The sequence below is a fragment of the Leeuwenhoekiella sp. MAR_2009_132 genome (assembly GCF_000687915.1).
GTDB lineage: Bacteria > Bacteroidota > Bacteroidia > Flavobacteriales > Flavobacteriaceae > Leeuwenhoekiella.
This window is the reverse complement of record NZ_JHZY01000004.1, coordinates 1,304,983-1,323,643: the sequence shown is the minus strand read 5'-3', so window position 1 is coordinate 1,323,643 and position 18,661 is coordinate 1,304,983. Positions and strand designations below refer to the sequence as shown.

The following is an 18,661-nucleotide window of genomic DNA, read 5'->3' as shown; positions in this document are numbered from 1 at the left end:
TAAAATGTAGGTAAATACTATTATCGATAAAAGGCACTTTAGACAGCCGAAAAGTGTTAAAGTTTAGATTTTTTATGTTAAAAAAGAGAGTATAATCGACAAAATACACAAAATGGCTGTTTAACGGTTGTAGGAACAAAAAGTTCATGCTATGTTTGCAACAACATAACTCATAAACCCCAAATCATGAGAACTTTTACAACTAGCCTTTTGGCCCTTACTTTTGCGTTATTTTTAACAAGCTGTTCACAGGATGAAGAGCTAATGCCTGCTCAGGAAGCAACATTAGAAATTGCAGCAGACCTTACTGTTGAAGAAGCATTTGCAGCAGAGATTTTACAAGAAGTTAACGAACACCGTACATCATTAGGATTAACAGCACTTAAGAACAACTCAGATTCTAAGGTTAAAGCTGTAGAGCATACTAAGTATATGGCTACAAAAGGAATTATAAGCCACGATAACTTTTTTAAGCGTTCAGATTATTTAAAAGCTAAAGGTGCTGGTCGTGTAAGCGAGAATGTTGCCTTTGGGTACCGTACTGCAGAAGAGGTTGTAGCAGCGTGGATCAAGAGTGAAGGTCACAGAGAAGCTCTTGAAGGAAATTTCACACATAGTGGTATTTCAGTAGTAAAGAATGAAAAAGGCACTGCCTATTTTACACAGATTTTTATTACAAAATAAGACCCCAAATCATACCCCAAATCATACCCCAAATCATACCCCAAATCATAATTGTTTATTTAACCTTAAAAAACCCCCCGGTTTTAAAATCCCCCACAGAAACCAATTCAATTACAATATTTAAAACATTTACAAACTCGAAGACTTTAAGTTGGTTTTGTTATGTTAGATGCAGCGGGCGGGGGCCTGCTGTTTCGCTTTTACCCACAGTGTGGGATTTATCAATTTTTAGAAAACCTCTGTTGCTTGTATGCTTCAGAGGTTTTCTTCTTTAATAAAGTGATACTCACGTTCAACCTTACAAATACGTATGCTGTATTTAGAATACCAGCGTTGTTTACCTATTCGCTGAGCCTCTTGATGCTGTAAGTTTTTTTTCCATTCGAGAATACTTTTTTGATCTTTCCAGTAGGATATGGTGATTCCTGTTTCATTTCTTGCGCTTTCCAGTCCTAAAAACCCTGGCTGTTGTTTTGCGAGACGCTCCATTTCTTCGGCCATCTCAGCATAGCCTGAAATGTCAGATACTAAAAGAGAAGTAAAAATCACCGCATAGTAAGGTTTATCGTACATCACCTAAATTACTACTCATTATTTTTATAGATACCTAAGGTAAGTTCACCCTGATCATTCATATAGGCTCTGTACATTCCTTCGGTATTAAACTCCATTGAAGGGTTGCCATAGTGATCAAGAGCTACGATACCTCCAGTGCCTCCCAGATTTGTTAGTTTTTCCTGTATTACATTTAAAGTAGCCGCTTTTAAGGTCTTGCCGGCGTATTCCATTTGAGCACTAATGTCATAAGCAACCTGACCTCTAATGAAATATTCACCCCATCCTGTAGATGACACCCCGCAGGTGGTGTTGTTGGCATAGGTGCCAGAGCCTATAATGGGTGAGTCGCCAATGCGGTTGTAACGTTTGTTGTTCATGCCTCCTGTAGAGGTGCCGGCAGCGAGATTTCCAGCTTTATCAAGTGCTACGCAGCCTACAGTACCATATTTATCATCTTTTATAAATGGATCGTAAAATGCAGTCGTATTAGTTGTAGAATCTTGTTTTTCTCGAGCCAATGTGCGCTGTAATGCATCATATCTATTCTGTGTAAAGAAATAGGAGGGATCTACCAATTCAATATTATGCTCTTTAGCAAACGCTTCTGCTCCTTTACCGCTTAAAAGTACATGCTCAGAATTGGTCATCACTTCGTAAGCCAGATTTATAGGGTTTTTCACATTTGTAACACCGGCAATTGCTCCCGCATTTAATGTGTTCCCATCCATTATAGAAGCGTCTAGCTCGTTAATGCCATCGTGATTAAATACAGCGCCTTTAGCTGAGTTGAATAAGGGTGAGTTTTCCATAACATTTATGGTGCGCTGTACAGCTTCCAGGCTCGTACCTCCATTTTCAAGAATTGTATATCCGGTTTTTATGGCTTCTGTTAGCGCGGCTTTATAGGCTTGCTCCAGAGAGTCTGTCATATTCTCTTTTAAGATGGTACCCGCGCCACCATGAATTATAATAGCAAATTCCTGTTGCTTTTGGGTTGATTGCTGCTGCGGTGTTTCATTGGTTTCCTTTTGCTTGCATGATACACATGCTATTAAACCAATTAAGAAAATAGAAAGAGTTCTCATAGAATAAAATTAGATCTGTAAAGTACATAAAATCAATTTTTCATCAAACAGCTAATGGTATAGGTTTAGTTCTGAAAATGACTAATAATTAATTTGTTCTTACAATTTGTTCTTAAAGATGCACTTTAACCGAATAAATAAATAAAAACACCGATGTAATACACATATAATAGAATTTTTATAAAATGTAGGTAAATACTATTATCGATAAAAGGCACTTTAGATAGCCGAAAAGTGTTAAAGTTTAGATTATTTATGTTAAAAAAGAGACTGTAATCGATAAAATACACAAAATGACTGTTTAACGGTTGTAGGAACCAAAAGTTCATGCTATGTTTGCAACAACATAACTCATAAACCCCAAATCATGAGAACTTTTACAACTAGCCTTTTGGCCCTTACTTTCGCTTTATTTTTAACAAGCTGTTCACAGGATGAAGAGCTAATGCCTGCTCAGGAAGCAACATTAGAAATTGCAGCAGACCTTACTGTTGAAGAAGCATTTGCAGCAGAGATTTTACAAGAAGTTAACGAACACCGTACCTCATTAGGATTAACAGCACTTAAGAACAATTCAGATTCTAAGGTTAAAGCTGTAGAGCATACTAAGTATATGGCTACAAAAGGAATTATAAGCCACGATAACTTTTTTAAGCGTTCAGATTATTTAAAAGCTAAAGGTGCTGGTCGTGTAAGCGAGAATGTTGCCTTTGGGTACCGTACTGCAGAAGAGGTTGTAGCAGCGTGGATCAAGAGTGAAGGTCACAGAGAAGCTCTTGAAGGAAATTTCACACATAGTGGTATTTCAGTAGTAAAGAATGAAAAAGGCACTGCCTATTTTACACAGATTTTTATTACAAAATAAGACCCCAAATCATACCCCAAATCATACCCCAAATCATAATTGTTTATTTAACCTTAAAAAACCCCCGGTTTTAAAATCCCCCACAGAAACCAATTCAATTACAATATTTAAAACATTTACAAACTCGAAGACTTTAAGTTGGTTTTGTTATGTTAGATGCAGCGGGCGGGGGCCTGCTGTTTCGCTTTTACCCACAGTGTGGGATTTATCAATTTTTCGATAACCTCTGTTGCTTGTATGCTTCAGAGGTTTTCTTTTTAGATGCATTAATAAGACACAGCGAGATCTTTTAGAAAATTGTAATTTTAGCTTTAAACACTTTGTTATGGCTATTGCAAAACCGTTCAACCTTACACAATGGGTTGAAGAAAACCGCGATCTTTTAAAACCTCCCGTAGGAAATAAAAATCTTTATAAAGAGGCAGACGACTATATTGTTATGGTGGTCGCAGGACCCAACGCACGTAAAGACTATCATTATAATGAAACCGAAGAGCTTTTCTATCAGTTAGAAGGTGAGATTGAAGTTCACGTACAGGATGAAGGTAAAAAGCGTACGATGAAACTGGGACCCGGAGATATGTATTTGCACCCTGCAAAAGTGCCACATTCGCCGGTGCGCAAAGAAGGATCTATAGGGTTAGTGGTAGAACGTAAGCGTGCACATTTAGAGGGTAAAGACGGTTTATTATGGTTCTGTGATAACTGCAATCACAAATTATATGAAGTGTATTTTCCGCTCAATGATATTGAAACAGATTTTTTAAAGCACTTTAAAGCGTTCTATGGAAGCAAAGAATTACGCACTTGCGATGCTTGCGGTACTGTGATGGAAGCAGATCCCAGATTTACAGAATAAAGTCAATATAAACAGTATAATACGTGCGCTCAAGGGCGCACTTTTTATTTTATGAATCTGCTAATAAATACTTTAAAACCCTTAATTGATTTAGTAACTTGGCAGATATCAAATACATTTAATTAGAAAAACACAATATAATGGCTAAAAACCAAATAAACACTGCAATTGATGATGCGCTTAAAGCCTTAGAAATAATGCGTGAAAATCCCGGGACATCAACGGGCTCTGAGTCCTCAAGCAAAGGAGAAGCATTTGATTCAATCTCACCGGTTGATGGTGCTACCATAGCAAGCGTTACACAAACTACTCCCGAAGAGTATGAGCAGGTGGTTCTAAAAGCACAGGAAGCCTTTAAAACATGGCGTACTATGCCCGCACCTTTGCGCGGAGATATTGTTCGTCAATTTAATGAAGAGTTACGACGCTTAAAAGAACCTTTAGGTAAACTGGTTTCTTATGAGATGGGAAAAAGCTATCAGGAAGGGCTGGGAGAAGTGCAGGAAATGATAGATATCTGTGATTTTGCTGTGGGACTTTCCCGTCAATTACATGGCTTAACAATGCACAGTGAGCGTCCCGGTCATCGTATGTATGAGCAATATCACCCATTAGGAATTGTCGGTATTATTTCAGCATTTAATTTTCCGGTAGCAGTATGGGCTTGGAACACAGCTTTAGCCTGGGTGTGTGGTGATGTTGCCATCTGGAAACCTTCAGAAAAAACGCCGCTTACCGGTGTTGCCTGTCAAAAAATTGCAGCTCGTGTTTTTGCTAAAAATAAGTTGCCTGAAGGTATTTCGTGTTTGATAAATGGAAACTATAAAGTAGGTGAACTGATGACTCAAGATGAGCGCGTACCGCTTATTTCTGCTACTGGTTCTACCCGAATGGGAAAACAGGTTGCGCAAACCGTGGGCGCACGTCTGGGTAAATCACTTTTAGAGTTAGGCGGAAACAATGCCATAATTGTAACCCCGGATTCTGATTTAAAAATGACGGTTATTGGAGCTGTTTTTGGCGCAGTAGGTACTGCCGGTCAGCGTTGTACCTCTACACGTAGATTAATTATTCATGAAAGTATATACGATAAGGTAAAAAATGCCATTGTTGCTGCTTATAAGCAATTGCGAATAGGAAATCCTTTAGATGAAAAAAACCACGTAGGACCTTTAATAGATACTGATGCGGTTAAGAATTATCAAAAGGCTTTAGAAAAAGTAGTTCAAGAAGGTGGAAGCATTTTAGTTGAAGGCGGAGTGCTAGATGGTGAAGGTTTTGAAAGTGGTTGTTATGTAAAACCTGCAATTGCCGAAGCTGAGAATCATTTTGAAATTGTACAGCACGAGACTTTTGCACCCATTCTATATATTATGAAATACAGCGGAAACGTAGAACAGGCAATTGATTTACAAAACGGAGTGCGCCAGGGTCTTTCTTCTGCTATAATGACAAACAATTTGCGCGAAGCAGAACGATTCTTGAGTGTAATGGGTAGTGATTGTGGTATCGCAAATGTAAATATAGGAACCAGCGGAGCCGAAATAGGCGGAGCTTTTGGAGGGGAGAAAGAAACCGGTGGCGGTCGTGAAAGCGGTTCTGATGCCTGGAAGGTGTATATGCGCCGTCAGACGAATACGATTAATTATACTACAGAACTTCCGCTTGCGCAGGGAATAAAGTTTGATTTATAATGCATAAACTATAAGGTCAACTCTTGTGGTTGTCTAAAAATTGAAATATAAGGTCAAACTGAGCTTGTCGAAGTTTAGTAAATTCTTTGTCGAATGGTCTTTGACACGCTCAGATTGACAAACGCCAATTAAATTATAAGTTATAACCATCTATATCCTTTATTTTCCGGCAAACAAATAAACCACCCCAAAAATAAGGAGTACTGCAAGTATAGTCAGAAATATTTTCCAGAATGAATAAGGTCGTTTTCCGGAGATGCTTCCGTTTTCTCCGTTTACAAAAAAGCTGTACTCCTTATTCTTATAGCGGTACGCGCTTATGTAAACTGGGAGTAAAATGTGCTTAAACGTTTCTTCCTCGAGATTTATATCGAGGTTGCTTATTTGTTGCTCGTCTCCGCCAATGTCACGTCGCGCCCAGCTGTTTGCAATACTGCGCATTTCTTCCTGTGATTGCAAATGACCATTTTTTAGAGGAATGGTATATTTTTCAGTAACAAAACCAGATAAAAAACCGCTTTCAAAGGGTTGTAGCTTTTTTAAATCCCACAACGATACACCTCCTGGAACTTTACCGGTATGTTGCTTTGATGCACTTATTAAGGTGTCGTCTATAAAACCTTTAATAGAACCGCTTGCCGGTGTCCATCTGGTTTTACGCACCCTTCGGGTTTGTCTCTTTCCGTTACTGTCTTTGTACGATTGGGTTTCATAATAATAATCACCTCGCATACCGCTGTAATTTCCGTAGAGTTGGGCATCAAAGGTCCAATAGGGTAAATACAAACCTTTAGTAAATTGAGGATCTAGTGTGGCTTTTTTTAAATCGTCTGGCGCCCACCATAACCCATTAACCCATTTTTTAAAGCGTAAAATGGCTTGCTGTTGTGTAAGTTGAAAAGGCAATACAGCTCCGGGTAATATCCATTGCTCGGTTTTTGCATCTTCCCGAATAAGCGGCGTGCCGCAGTACACGCAGTGTAGTGATTTATAATTTTCTTCTACGTGCTGATTTGCGCCACAATTTTTACAATGCAGAATGCTTATCTCTTCGCTGTTTGCCTGGTTGCCTTGACCCTGTAAATACTGTCTAAGGGGTAATTCTTTAATAGGATCTGTGTCTAGATTTATTTGCTCTTCGTGACCACAATATTCACAGATAATACTTGTGGTGCCGGGCTTATATTTAAGTTCGGCACCACAATTTTTACAGGCTTTTTTAATTTCAGATTTTAAAATAGTGGGTTCAGACACGCTGTAAGTGCTACTTTAAATTAAACTCCGGGTAATGGAGGAGGTGTGTTTCCGCCTAGAAATGATTTAAGCTCTTCTATTTCCTGTAAAGCTTTCCATTCTGTTAAACCTTGTTTCCAGATTAAAGAATCTCTGTTAATCGTACGTGAAGCAAAGAGTGCCTGTAACTGTTCAAAACTTACAGGGCCTTGCTGCTGGCTGTTGTGCGCATAAAAATATTGAGTTGCAACCGGCATTGGAGGCGGCGTTGCTGCGGCTTGTGGTTGTCTTGCTGCTTGTGGTGTGCCACCCATCATCGCGCCACCCATTTGTTGCGCTAAAGCAAAACCCATGCCCATACCCATGCCTGTCCCTGCGGTGCCCCCTTCGTTATTTGCAGCAGCTTCAATAGCTTTTGCTGTTTTAAACTTAGTTAGCTTGTCAAGATCAAGTTTATCTATACGGCTGTACTCAAAGATTTCTTTTTTAAGCTCTTCGGGCATTGAGACGTTCTCGATGTAGAATTTTTCTAGTGAAATACCCACACTTAAAAATTCGGGCTGCATTACTTCTTTGCAGGTTTCTGATAGTTCTGTGGTGTTAGCCGCGTATAATTCTATAGGTAGTTTTGCTTCGCCTACAGTATCTGTAAAGCGCGTGGCGATTAGACTTTTTAGGTGTTCATTAATTTCAAAGTTTGTAAAATTATTATCTGTACCTACAATGTCTTTAATGAATTTTCCGGCGTCATTTATACGGAAAGCATACGTCCCAAAAGCGCGTATTTCTACCAGACCAAAACGGTCATCGCTAAGTGTAATTGGGTTTTTTGTTCCCCATTTTTCGTCTGTAAATAAATGGGTGTTTAAAAAATAAACCTCAGCTTTAAACGGACTGTCAAAACCATATTTCCAACCTTTGAGAGTAGATAGAATAGGAAGGTTTTGCGTATTTAAAGTATAGGTGCCAGGAGTAAAAACATCTGCGAGCTGCCCTTCATTTACAAAAACGGCCGTTTGACCTTCACGCACAATGAGTTTTGCGTTGTTTTTAATTTCGTTTTGATAGCGCTCAAACCGGTGCGCAATAGTATCATCTGTATAATCGAGCCACTCAATAATATCTATGAATTCGTGACTCAGTTTTTCTTTAATTGTGTCAAATATTCCCATAGTTGCTTGTTTTACAGATTTATGCTTCTTTTTAGTTAGTAGCAGAAATCTTATTATTGTTTCAGAAAAATAACATTTTAATTTCTTCCTTCTTCGTTAGGATATAATTTATAAAGAGGTTCGCTTTGCCAAAATTGTTTTGAATCAACATCTAAGATTGAGAGTTTTCCCTTAAAAGCTGCACCGGTATCTACATTCCACACATTAGCCATTTGAGTGGGTATGTCTCTATTTATTCTGGTAACGGGTGTATGACCAATATAAATTTCTTTGTGATGCGTTAAGCGTTTAGGGTATTCAAGATCTTCTTTTTTGAGATTTTTATCAAGGGCAACGGCCATTTCCCAAAAGGTACGATCCCAGTAGAATGCCGTCTTGTGGTGCTCGTGTTCGGGACCATTGTGATTTTGAAAACCTGCATGTACAAACATTCGGTTTTGATCGTCTATATAGTAATCTTCGAGATTTTTATAGAATTCAAGATGTTCTGCTTTTTGCTCTTGAGAATATTCTTTATAAGAATCTATGGTACTTTTTCCGCCGTGGTTAAGCCAGATTTCATTGCGTTTATTTGTTTTTAGCCAGTCATAAACCAGATCATCGTGATTACCTCGTATAAAGATGCATTTATGATTTTTTGATAGTGATATAAGAAAGTCTACTGTTTGAGCACTTTCACTCCAGCCATCAACATAATCACCTAAAAACAGGAGTAAATCATCTTTTGAAACCATTGCGTTTTGAAGTACTTGTTTTAAACCTTTAAGGCCTCCGTGAATATCGCCTATTGCAAGTGTGCGTGTCATTAATTGTATTTTACTTTTCGTAAGATTCGTAAATTTTCTTTGTATGCGTTGTAGAGCTTACTGCCGTATTTTTTCAAAAAAGGGTGTAAACTTTCAAGCTTTTCTAAGGCAGATTCAAAACCGTTTAGATAGCAAATTAGATAGGTTGCCGGGAGATTATACAAATCTTCAAGTTCGCCTTTATTTAATTCTTTATGCGCTAAAACCTTATTGAGAATGCTTGTATTGTTATTATAAATATGATGTAATAATTTCTTATCAAATATGGGTGGTTCAAAAACCAGATTACTATCAATTACATAAGAGCCGTTTTCTTTAAAAGAAATGGATAATTTTTCTAAAGGATAGTATTTAAACTTGTTTTGAATACCCAGTAAAACATATTCTAAAATAGAGAATTGATCATCTGTCATGGTGATAGAAACCTCATCAAGTGCAGAGTAAAATAAGCGTACCTGCTCGTTAATAAGCTCGATATCAACTCTGCTGTAAAAGGTGTTGCCTTTAATTACTTTTTTTGTACCTGCCCAGCAAACTACAAACTGCTCTTTAAAGACCTTGTAGTCTGTAAATAAATCTGCGTGACGCACATTTATAAAATCAATAACTCCGTCTAAAGTATGCTCAATACTGTTATTAGCGTGCTTTTCTATAGCTGCAACCACGGTACTGTTAACATCTTGAAGTTCGCTTTTAAAAGATTTAGGCATAGAGATGCTTCCGTCCCGGTAAAAGACCGTTCCTCCCCAATACTTCCAGATATTCTTCTTAAGAGAGGTTAGTAAATTATTAGGTTTAATGGTGACCAAGCCCACCACAAGATCTTGAGGTAGATGCGGAAACGGTATATTTTCATAAGAAACTAAAGGAGGATTATTTAAGTAGGCATTAATGAGATTCTGAATTTTACTATCGTCAAAGAATGGAACACCTACAATCTCATTAGATTCATCTTCAACACCAATTACGATATAGCTGTTATTTTTAGGGTTTGAGTTAGAAAGCGCACAAACATGTTTTAAAAATTTAGCTTTACCTTCTTTATTACCAATATCTACTTTACGCTTCTTATCATAAAAACTGTTCTCGTCATTATGTGCGAGTAGGTTTTTTATAAGTAAGCGTTTGTTGATCATGGCTTATTAATTTCTATTAACTACAGTACTTGAAGCCTGGTCAACACTCATTACAACCAGATCTGCAATATTAACGTGATACGGTCTGGTAACTACAAAATGAATGATATCTGCAATATCTTCGGCTTGTAAAGGTTTAAATCCTTGATAGACTTTGCTGGCTTTATCATCATCTCCTTTAAAACGTACTTTACTAAATTCGGTTTCTACCATTCCCGGATGTACTGCTCCTACCCGAATGTTATAAGCATTCAAATCAATACGCATTCCTTGATTTATTGCATCTACAGCGTGTTTACTGGCACAATAAACATTTCCTTTGGGATACACTTCTTTAGCGGCAGTAGAGCCTATGTTTATTATGTGTCCGCTATTTGCTTTAATCATCTTAGGGATAATCATATTGCTTACATAAAGTAAGCCTTTTACGTTTATATCTAGCATAGCATCCCAGTCGTCTGTGTTACCATCTTGAAGAGTGTCTAACCCATGGGCATTGCCTGCATTGTTGATGAGAATATCTATTTGCTGAAAATCTATAGGCAAACCATTAATAGATTGTTGTACGATCTCTTTATCTCTCACATCAAAACTTAGGGTGTGTACCTTTACGTGCTCACTTAACTCTTTCTGTAGTGCTTCAAGACGATCCTGTCTTCTTCCGCAGAGAACAAGATTAATATTGTTTGTGGCAAAAATGCGTGCTGTCGCGGCGCCTATTCCACTAGTAGCACCGGTTATTAGAGCTGTTTTGTTTGACATAGTTTTTTGATTATAAAGTTGGTGATTCTCTTAGAGAGGATTATTAAAAGAATGCTAAACTTAGTTAACAGACGTTAAGAAATTTTAATTCTGTAGGAATTTGCAACACTTTTGGATAATTGAAACACATTAAATATTAAATTCTATGAAGAATATAGCAAAAATAAGCCTGGTCCTACTGTCGTTATTGGGATTAAATTCATGTAGTGATGATACAAATAATAATTCTGTAAATGGTACTTCACAAGTTTCGATACGTATGGTTGATGCTCCGGGAGATTATGATCATGTTTATGTAGATGTAGAATCTGTTGTTGTAAAATACAATGATGATTTTGAAAATATAGAAATAGATGATGATTATGTTCTTGTAGATGGAGAATTAGAATTAAATACAGAAGCTAAAATTTATGATTTACTAGAATTAACGGGTGGTACTTATGCTTTATTAGCAGATCAAGATGTACCTGCAGGATCTATAGGTCAGGTTCGATTAATCTTAGGAGATGATAATACGGTCGTTGTTGACGGAGAAACATTTCCTCTAGATACTCCAAGTGCCCAACAATCTGGTCTTAAAATTCAATTTAATCAAACGCTTGAGGCTGGTGTATTTTACACTATCGTATTAGATTTTGATGTTGAAAAGTCTATTGTGCAGCAGGGCAATGGGGGATATTCTTTAAAACCGGTTATTAGAGCAACGGCTATTGAGGCAACAGGAATAATTTCGGGTAGTATTGCACCTCTAAATATTCCTGCTACTATTACCGCCGTGGGAGCAGGGGTTGAAGTTTCTACTGCTGTAAATGCAGAAGGTGATTTTGTCTTAAATGGTTTGCCAGAAGGCACATACGATTTAACCATAGATGCAGAACTTACAACAGATGTTGTAACCTCAATTACACTTGAAGACGTGACGGTTGTTAATGGAGAAAATACTGCAGTGGGAATTATAACTATTGAATAAAATTAGAATAACATTTATATTTGAAAAGCAATCTGAAAAAGGTTGCTTTTTTTTTGCAACATTTTTAAAAAAAAGCGGTCTGTTATAGAGCCCTTTCAGAAGACTTCTAAGCCTTTAAAATGTAGGGTTTTAACGATAGCTTAACAAAATCATTAGTAATAAAATTTAACCTTGTAGGCCTTAGAGTCATATAAAAAATAGCATACATATTATGGAAAACACCAATGCGTCTGTTGATATAGGAGCGCTTAATGAAAAGATAGAAAGAGAAAGTGCATTTGTAAAAATTCTTACGATGGAGATGAATAAAGTCATCGTAGGTCAAAAACACATGATAGAGCGCTTGTTAATAGGTCTTTTAGGTCGCGGGCATATTTTATTAGAAGGAGTTCCCGGTTTAGCTAAAACACTTGCTATTAATACACTTGCACAAGCAGTGCAGGGTAGTTTCAGTCGTATTCAGTTTACACCAGATTTGCTTCCGGCAGATGTTGTAGGTACGTTGATTTACAATATGAAATTGAATGATTTCAGTATAAAAAAGGGACCCATTTTTGCAAACTTCGTTCTTGCAGATGAGATAAACCGTGCTCCTGCAAAAGTGCAGAGTGCGTTGCTTGAAGCGATGCAGGAAAAGCAGGTGACTATTGGTGACGAGACCTTTAAATTAGATGCGCCGTTTTTAGTAATGGCGACTCAAAACCCGGTAGAGCAGGAAGGTACTTACCCGCTTCCAGAAGCACAGGTTGACCGTTTTATGCTAAAAACAGTTATCGATTATCCTAAAATTGAGGATGAGCAGTTAATCATACGTCAAAATTTAAAAGGATCTTACGAGAAAGTAAATGCTGTAGTGACAGTAGAGCAGATTCTAAGAGCTCAGGAGGCTGTGCGTGAGGTGTATATGGATGAGAAAATCGAGAAATATATTCTTGATATTGTATTTGCAACCCGTTATCCTGAAAATTATAATCTGGCAGAGCTTAAACCTTTAATAAGTTTTGGTTCTTCACCTCGTGGTAGTATTAACCTGGCTACCGCTGCAAAATGTTATGCGTTTATTAAAGGACGCGGATATGTGATTCCTGAAGATGTGCGAGCAGTCATACACGACGTATTGCGCCATCGTATAGGGATTACCTATGAGGCCGAAGCAGAAAATGTAACTACCGAAGAAATCATTAATAAGATCGTAAACGAGATTGAAGTACCATAAGAGCTAAAAATTCAAAGTAAAATTGAAAATTTAATTAAAACTGAAAAGCAATACTTTTTTCTTTTTAAGAAAAAGGATTAAGGAAGAGCGGGTTTATGGATACTAAAGAGCTTTTAAAAAAAGTACGCAAAATAGAGATCAAGACCAGACGGTTATCTGATCATATTTTTGGTGGTGAATATCATTCTACATTTAAAGGTCGTGGGATGACCTTTAGTGAGGTGCGTCAATATCAGTTTGGAGATGATGTACGTAATATAGATTGGAATGTTACCGCGCGTTACAGCGAACCTTATGTAAAAGTTTTTGAAGAGGAGCGCGAACTTACGATGATGCTTGTTGCAGATGTAAGTGGCTCAGAATTCTTTGGTACAGACCAGCAGTTTAAATCTGAAATCGTGACCGAGGTTGCTGCAACATTAGCTTTTTCGGCGATGCAGAATAATGATAAAATAGGATTGATTCTATTTTCTGATGGCATCGAACTTTATATTCCGCCTAAAAAAGGAAAATCTCACGTTTTACGTATTATACGTGAATTACTAGAATTTAAACCAAAAAGCAAACAAACTGATGTTGCGCAGGCTCTAAAGTTTCTTTCGAGCGTGATGAAGAAAAAGGCAATTGTTTTTGTGCTTTCAGACTTTATTGCAGACGGTTACCGAGACACTATGAAAATCGCTGCAAAGCGCCATGATATAACAGGAATTCGTATCTACGACCAGCGCGAAGAAGAGATCCCAAGTTTAGGTGTTGTGCAGATGGAAGATGAAGAGACCGGCGAGTTACTTCTTGTAAATACAACCTCTAAAAGCGTACGTAACAACTACTCAAAATATTATAAAGAGCGGGTTGCGTATTACAAAGAAAGCTTTACACGCAGTGGTGCAGGCGTTATAGACGTGCGTACCGATGAGAGTTATGTAAAAAAATTATTAGGTTATTTTAAACGAAGAGGATAAGAGTATAATGAATAATAACCCCAATACATCCCTAAATAGTATTACCGCAAGTGCTTGCAAAAAGAGATTCTTGTTCTTGATACTGTTTTTTATCGGAATAGGAATCTCACAGGCACAACAAGTTAAAGGTACTATAGACAGTACTTCTATACGTATAGGAGCGCAAATCACGTATGAATTTCAAGTAGAGGCAGACGCTAAGGATCTTGTGATTTTTCCCGAAGGACAAACTTTTTCTCCTTTAGAGATGATTGAGTCGTATAAAGTAGATACCTCATTTGCCGGTGCAAAAATGAGTCTAATAAAGCGCTATGGCCTTACCCAATTTGATAGTGGCTCTTACACCATACCACGCCAACTTGTTACGATAAACCAACAGCCTTTTTACACAGATTCTATTGCTGTTGAGGTTAATAATGTGCAGGTAGATACCACAAAACAAGGTCTTTATGATATTAAAGATATTGTTGAGGTTGATCACGCTACCAGTAAAGTGTGGGAATATCTGCTGTATTTTTTAATTATTGCGTTACTTATAGGAGTGTTCTTATATTTTATAATACGTAGAAGCCGTAAAAAAGCAGAGGCAGAACGCAAATTACCACCTTTTGAGCAAGCTTTATTTTCATTGCGAAAACTTGACGAAGAATTTAAAGAACCCGCTCGCGGTATAGAGCAACATGAGATTACTAAAGCTTACTATTCTAAACTTACAGATATTGTTAGACGTTATCTTGATGAAGAAGTTTACAGCCGTTCTATGGAAAGTACTTCGGCAGAATTAATAGATAAATTATTACAGGAAAAACAACTGGGTAAAATAGACCTGAGTAAAGAAACTATTCTCAAACTAGATCAGATTTTAAAACGAGCAGACCTTAGTAAGTTTGCGCGTATGTCGCCGAGAAGTGGTCAGGCTGAAGCAGATCGTATTGTAGCAGAAGAGATTGTTAAAGAAACAAAAGAAGCAATTCCGGCACCTACAGAAGAAGAGTTAATGCGGGATGCTGCTTATCGCGAGGCACTGGCAAAACGTAGAAAGCATAGACTAATTATTTCAGGTATTGTAGGGGTATTTACTATTCTGGTACTTGCAACTGGTATTTTAATTGCGGTTAAAGGTTTTGATTTTGTAAAAGATAATTTTATAGGTCATCCTTCAAAAGACTTATTAGAAGGCGAGTGGGTGCGTAGTGAATATGGCTATCCTCCAGTTATTGTAAGCACACCACGTATTCTTGAACGTAATGACATTCCTATTCCAGATTCATTAAGAACACAGATGGATATGAGCACCTTTACCTACGGAAGCTTAATCGATCAATTTTATGTCGTTGTTAATAATACCCGCTATGGCGGAAATCAAGAGGCAGATTTAGAAAAAGCAACTCAAGGTTTTATAAGTACTTTAGAAGCAAGCGGTGCAAAAAATCTTATCGTAAAAACAGAAGAATATACCACACCCGAAGGAACAAAGGGACTTCGTGTGTTTGGCTCAGGAGCATTTCCTGACGCACTAAATAATAAGAAATTTAGTCCAGGTACTTACGAGATGTTATTATTTACTGCTCCGGGAGTATTGCAGCAAGTTCTTGTCGCCTGGCGAGATGATGATAAATATGCTATAGATATGGCAGCACGTATCATTAATTCTGTAGAATTACAAAAAACAGTACCTACCGATGTTAAGTAATTTTGAATTTCAAAATCCTGAGTTTTTTTGGTTGCTGTTACTAATTCCGGTAGTAGCAGTCTGGTATTTCGTTAAACGTAATAAAGTAACTGCGCAGGTCAAAATTTCTAGCTTAAAAGGGTTTAAAGCGGGAAGCGGTTTTTTAGCAAAATTAAGGTCTATTCTTTTTGTATTAAGACTTCTCGCTATAGCCTTTATCATTGTAGCTCTGGCGCGGCCTCGCACTGTAGATGTTTCTACGCGAACGAAAACCACACGAGGTATTGATATTGCTATCGCAATAGATGTGTCTGCAAGTATGCTTGCAAAAGACTTAAGGCCAAACAGACTTGAGGCGCTTAAGGATGTGGCTGCAGAGTTTATTAAACAACGCCCTAATGATCGTATAGGTCTGGTAGAATATGCCGGTGAAAGTTATACCCGTACACCCATCACAAGTGATAAAAGTATAGTGTTGAGTTCGCTAAATGACATTAGGTACAACAGTATTATTGAAGGAGGTACTGCAATAGGTATGGGGCTTGCAACTTCAGTAAACCGTTTAAAAGACAGTAAAGCAAAAAGTAAAGTCATTATTTTAATGACAGATGGTGTTAATAATGCGGGCTTTATTGAGCCGGTTACAGCAAGTGAACTAGCGGTAGAGTTTGGTATTAAAGTTTATACAATAGGTTTAGGTACAAATGGTACTGCGCTTTCTCCTGTAGCTCTACGGCCAGATGGCAGTTTTCAATATGGGAGTATTCCTGTAGAAATTGATGAGGCCCTGCTTAAAGAAATCGCAGATAAAACTGGCGGGCTCTACTTTAGAGCTACAGATAATGAGTCTCTTGAGGAGATTTATGCTGAGATTAATAAGCTTGAGAAGACAGATGTTGAGGAGTTTAAGTACACTAATTACGAAGAAAAGTATCGTCCATTAGTAATTTTGGCAGGTTTGCTTCTACTGTTTGAGTTGTTGCTTAGAAATACAGTTTTCAGAAGTTTTGTATAGTTAGAAATAGTAATAACAATAATAATTGAGTTTGTGTATTTACTAGAAGAAAAAATATGGTTTTGGGCGCTACTGGTAATTCCGCTGGTAGTAGTACTTTTTTTTGCTGTTGCATTATGGAAACGTAGCGCTCAAAAACGATTTGCAGCAAATAGAACGTTATTTAATCAGTTAACACCTAATCGCTCTGTTTTTAAGCCGGTATTCAAGTTGGTTATAATTTGTTTGGCAATTGCATTTATGGTGATTGCGCTGGTTAATCCCAAAATAGGAACCAAGCTTGAGACGGTAAAACGAGAAGGGGTAGATGTAGTCTTTGCTGTGGATGTATCTAAAAGTATGGATGCTGAAGATATCGCACCAAGTCGTATAGATAAAGCAAAACAACTTGTCGCGCAGGTTATTAATAATCTGGGAAGTGACCGAGTAGGCATTATCGCTTATGCAGGGAGCGCATATCCGCAGTTGCCTATAACAACAGATTACAGCAGTGCAAAAATGTTTCTCAACTCGATGAATACAGATATGTTATCGAGCCAGGGAACCGCAATTAAAGATGCTATTGAGCTCGCTAAAACCTATTATAATGATGAGGAGCAGACAAATCGCGTTTTGGTAATTATCTCAGATGGCGAAGATCATGAAGGTGATGTTGCCGCTATCGCAGAATCTGCTGAAGAAGTAGGTATTAGAATTTTTACAATTGGTGTGGGTACAGAGGCTGGTGACCGCATCCCGTTGAAACGTAATGGTGTTATTCAATCTTATAAAAAAGACCAAAATGGAGAAACGGTAATTACTAAGCTAGATCCTGCAATTTTGCAAGAGATTGCTGCTTCGGCAAATGGTGAGTATATAAATGGGAATAGTACTCAGGAAGTCGTAGATAAGATGGGTACTGCACTCAATCAAATGGATAAAAAGGAGTTTGAAGCAAAACAATTTGCAGACTTTAAAGATCAGTTTCAGTGGTTTTTAGGAGCGGCATTATTGTTGCTTGTTTTAGATGTATTCCTTTTAGAGCGTAAAACTGCCTGGGTGCGAAAATTGAATTTGTTTAATGAGAATACAACTAAGTCTTAAACAAAAGTTGATGATGATGAAGAGACATAACCTATTAAATAAAATACATTATTTAGGAATTTTAATAGTTCTAATATCCTTAAGTGCTTCGGCACAAAGCGATAAACCAGATCCTGCAATTTTAGAGGCGCAGGATTTTGTTGCAGATGGCAACGAAGCGTTTGTTTCTAAAGAATTTACTTCCGCAGAAACAGCGTATAGAAAAGCAGTGGCTAAGAATCCTGCTAATGCAACTGCAAAATACAATATGGGTAATAACTACTATCGCAATAAAAAATATGCAGAAGGGATGACGCGTTACATTCAGGCTGCTGAGGTTGCACAAACTAAAGCCGAAAAACATAAAGCCTTTCATAATTTAGGCAATGCTTTTTATCAGCAAAAAGATTATAAGAAAGCAGTTGAAGCTTATAAAAATGCTCTACGCAATGATCCTACAGATGAAGAAACCCGTTATAATCTAGCTCTTGCTAAAAAAGAAGAAGAGAAAAACGGCGGAGGCGGCGGTGATGATCAGAAAGATGATAATAAAGACAAAGGCGACGACCAAAAAGACAAAAATGGGGACGGCGACGATGAGAAAAGTGATGATGGCAAGCCAAAAGATTCTGATGATGAAGGCGATAAAAAGGATAAGGGCGACGAGAATAAAGATGAGAAAGGTAAGCCTGAAGATAAAGAAGGTGATAAACCTAAAGATGGTAAAGACGGCGATAAGCCTAAAGAACAACCTCAGCCACAACCCGGGCAGGGTCAATTGTCACCACAGCAGGTAAAAAGTTTACTTGAGGCAATGAAGAATGAGGAAAATAAAGTTCAGGATAAAATGAATGCCCAGAAAGTTAAAGGAGCCAAAGTCAAAACAGACAAAGACTGGTAATTAACAGAG

Annotated in this window: 18 protein-coding genes; 11 read left to right on the top strand and 7 right to left on the bottom strand. The window is 37.6% G+C overall.

What is annotated here, in order from left to right:
- The first annotated feature begins 186 nt into the window (after positions 1-186).
- Positions 187-684 (top strand): CAP domain-containing protein, encoded by a 498-nt coding sequence (locus P164_RS14205; RefSeq protein ID WP_028376998.1) that lies wholly within the window; start codon positions 187-189, stop codon positions 682-684.
- 255 nt (positions 685-939) lie between these two features.
- Here the strand turns inward: P164_RS14205 and P164_RS14200 are convergent, their stop codons facing one another.
- Both P164_RS14200 and P164_RS14195 read right to left on the bottom strand, forming a co-directional pair.
- A complete protein-coding gene (locus tag P164_RS14200) occupies positions 940-1,257 on the bottom strand; it encodes an antibiotic biosynthesis monooxygenase family protein (protein ID WP_028377000.1) in 318 nt (105 codons plus the stop codon).
- Between the two features lie 11 nt (positions 1,258-1,268).
- Positions 1,269-2,327 (bottom strand): isoaspartyl peptidase/L-asparaginase family protein, encoded by a 1,059-nt coding sequence (locus tag P164_RS14195; protein ID WP_028376999.1) that lies wholly within the window; start codon positions 2,325-2,327, stop codon positions 1,269-1,271.
- Between the two features lie 367 nt (positions 2,328-2,694).
- Between P164_RS14195 and P164_RS14190 the strand changes: the two genes are divergently transcribed.
- The 3 genes from P164_RS14190 (at position 2,695) to P164_RS14180 (ending at position 5,745) form a co-directional block, all read left to right on the top strand.
- Entirely contained in the window at positions 2,695-3,192 is a 498-nt protein-coding gene (locus P164_RS14190) for a CAP domain-containing protein (protein ID WP_028376998.1), read from the top strand.
- 325 nt (positions 3,193-3,517) lie between these two features.
- Complete coding sequence (locus P164_RS14185; protein WP_028376997.1) at positions 3,518-4,051, top strand: 3-hydroxyanthranilate 3,4-dioxygenase; 534 nt, start codon at positions 3,518-3,520, stop codon at positions 4,049-4,051.
- A 140-nt stretch (positions 4,052-4,191) separates the two neighbouring features.
- Positions 4,192-5,745, top strand: a complete 1,554-nt coding sequence (locus tag P164_RS14180) for an aldehyde dehydrogenase family protein (RefSeq protein WP_028376996.1) — start codon at positions 4,192-4,194, stop codon at positions 5,743-5,745.
- Positions 5,746-5,904: 159 nt separating this feature from the next.
- On the opposite strand, the gene P164_RS14175 is transcribed toward P164_RS14180, so the two are convergent.
- The 5 genes from P164_RS14175 to P164_RS14155 form a co-directional block, all read right to left on the bottom strand.
- On the bottom strand, positions 5,905-6,999 hold the full coding sequence (locus P164_RS14175) for a hypothetical protein (protein WP_028376995.1): 1,095 nt from the start codon (positions 6,997-6,999) through the stop codon (positions 5,905-5,907).
- Between the two features lie 20 nt (positions 7,000-7,019).
- Positions 7,020-8,150: an SPFH domain-containing protein gene (locus P164_RS14170; RefSeq protein ID WP_028376994.1), complete on the bottom strand. Its 1,131-nt coding sequence runs from the start codon at positions 8,148-8,150 to the stop codon at positions 7,020-7,022.
- A gap of 77 nt (positions 8,151-8,227) precedes the next feature.
- Entirely contained in the window at positions 8,228-8,956 is a 729-nt protein-coding gene (locus P164_RS14165; RefSeq protein ID WP_028376993.1) for a metallophosphoesterase family protein, read from the bottom strand.
- Positions 8,956-10,092 carry an ATP-binding protein gene (locus P164_RS14160; protein WP_028376992.1) on the bottom strand — a complete coding sequence of 379 codons (1,137 nt, stop codon included), beginning with the start codon at positions 10,090-10,092 and terminating at the stop codon, positions 8,956-8,958. Before P164_RS14160 ends, P164_RS14165 begins: the two co-directional genes overlap by 1 nt.
- A gap of 6 nt (positions 10,093-10,098) precedes the next feature.
- Entirely contained in the window at positions 10,099-10,854 is a 756-nt protein-coding gene (locus P164_RS14155; protein WP_028376991.1) for an SDR family NAD(P)-dependent oxidoreductase, read from the bottom strand.
- Between the two features lie 145 nt (positions 10,855-10,999).
- Between P164_RS14155 and P164_RS14150 the strand changes: the two genes are divergently transcribed.
- The 7 genes from P164_RS14150 (at position 11,000) to P164_RS14120 (ending at position 18,652) form a co-directional block, all read left to right on the top strand.
- Positions 11,000-11,824, top strand: a complete 825-nt coding sequence (locus P164_RS14150) for a DUF4382 domain-containing protein (protein WP_035899870.1) — start codon at positions 11,000-11,002, stop codon at positions 11,822-11,824.
- 211 nt (positions 11,825-12,035) lie between these two features.
- A complete protein-coding gene (locus tag P164_RS14145; protein WP_028376989.1) occupies positions 12,036-13,040 on the top strand; it encodes an AAA family ATPase in 1,005 nt (334 codons plus the stop codon).
- A 95-nt stretch (positions 13,041-13,135) separates the two neighbouring features.
- The gene (locus P164_RS14140; RefSeq protein WP_028376988.1) at positions 13,136-14,002 is read left to right on the top strand and encodes a DUF58 domain-containing protein; all 867 of its coding nucleotides are present in this window, start codon (positions 13,136-13,138) and stop codon (positions 14,000-14,002) included.
- 76 nt (positions 14,003-14,078) lie between these two features.
- Complete coding sequence (locus P164_RS14135; RefSeq protein ID WP_051621362.1) at positions 14,079-15,695, top strand: hypothetical protein; 1,617 nt, start codon at positions 14,079-14,081, stop codon at positions 15,693-15,695.
- Positions 15,685-16,689 carry a vWA domain-containing protein gene (locus P164_RS14130; protein WP_028376986.1) on the top strand — a complete coding sequence of 335 codons (1,005 nt, stop codon included), beginning with the start codon at positions 15,685-15,687 and terminating at the stop codon, positions 16,687-16,689. The genes P164_RS14135 and P164_RS14130 overlap by 11 nt, the downstream gene beginning before the upstream one ends.
- Before the next feature lie 33 nt (positions 16,690-16,722).
- A complete protein-coding gene (locus tag P164_RS14125) occupies positions 16,723-17,772 on the top strand; it encodes a VWA domain-containing protein (RefSeq protein ID WP_028376985.1) in 1,050 nt (349 codons plus the stop codon).
- Positions 17,750-18,652 carry a tetratricopeptide repeat protein gene (locus P164_RS14120; protein ID WP_234405871.1) on the top strand — a complete coding sequence of 301 codons (903 nt, stop codon included), beginning with the start codon at positions 17,750-17,752 and terminating at the stop codon, positions 18,650-18,652. The genes P164_RS14125 and P164_RS14120 overlap by 23 nt, the downstream gene beginning before the upstream one ends.
- The last annotated feature ends 9 nt before the right edge of the window (positions 18,653-18,661 follow it).

Coding starts and splice junctions, on each gene's coding strand:
- P164_RS14205 (WP_028376998.1), top strand. CDS start 187: ATGAGAACTTTTACAACTAGCCTTTTGGCCCTTACTTTTGCGTTATTT.
- P164_RS14200 (WP_028377000.1), bottom strand. CDS start 1,257: ATGTACGATAAACCTTACTATGCGGTGATTTTTACTTCTCTTTTAGTA.
- P164_RS14195 (WP_028376999.1), bottom strand. CDS start 2,327: ATGAGAACTCTTTCTATTTTCTTAATTGGTTTAATAGCATGTGTATCA.
- P164_RS14190 (WP_028376998.1), top strand. CDS start 2,695: ATGAGAACTTTTACAACTAGCCTTTTGGCCCTTACTTTCGCTTTATTT.
- P164_RS14185 (WP_028376997.1), top strand. CDS start 3,518: ATGGCTATTGCAAAACCGTTCAACCTTACACAATGGGTTGAAGAAAAC.
- P164_RS14180 (WP_028376996.1), top strand. CDS start 4,192: ATGGCTAAAAACCAAATAAACACTGCAATTGATGATGCGCTTAAAGCC.
- P164_RS14170 (WP_028376994.1), bottom strand. CDS start 8,150: ATGGGAATATTTGACACAATTAAAGAAAAACTGAGTCACGAATTCATA.
- P164_RS14165 (WP_028376993.1), bottom strand. CDS start 8,956: ATGACACGCACACTTGCAATAGGCGATATTCACGGAGGCCTTAAAGGT.
- P164_RS14160 (WP_028376992.1), bottom strand. CDS start 10,092: ATGATCAACAAACGCTTACTTATAAAAAACCTACTCGCACATAATGAC.
- P164_RS14155 (WP_028376991.1), bottom strand. CDS start 10,854: ATGTCAAACAAAACAGCTCTAATAACCGGTGCTACTAGTGGAATAGGC.
- P164_RS14150 (WP_035899870.1), top strand. CDS start 11,000: ATGAAGAATATAGCAAAAATAAGCCTGGTCCTACTGTCGTTATTGGGA.
- P164_RS14145 (WP_028376989.1), top strand. CDS start 12,036: ATGGAAAACACCAATGCGTCTGTTGATATAGGAGCGCTTAATGAAAAG.
- P164_RS14140 (WP_028376988.1), top strand. CDS start 13,136: ATGGATACTAAAGAGCTTTTAAAAAAAGTACGCAAAATAGAGATCAAG.
- P164_RS14130 (WP_028376986.1), top strand. CDS start 15,685: ATGTTAAGTAATTTTGAATTTCAAAATCCTGAGTTTTTTTGGTTGCTG.
- P164_RS14120 (WP_234405871.1), top strand. CDS start 17,750: ATGAGAATACAACTAAGTCTTAAACAAAAGTTGATGATGATGAAGAGA.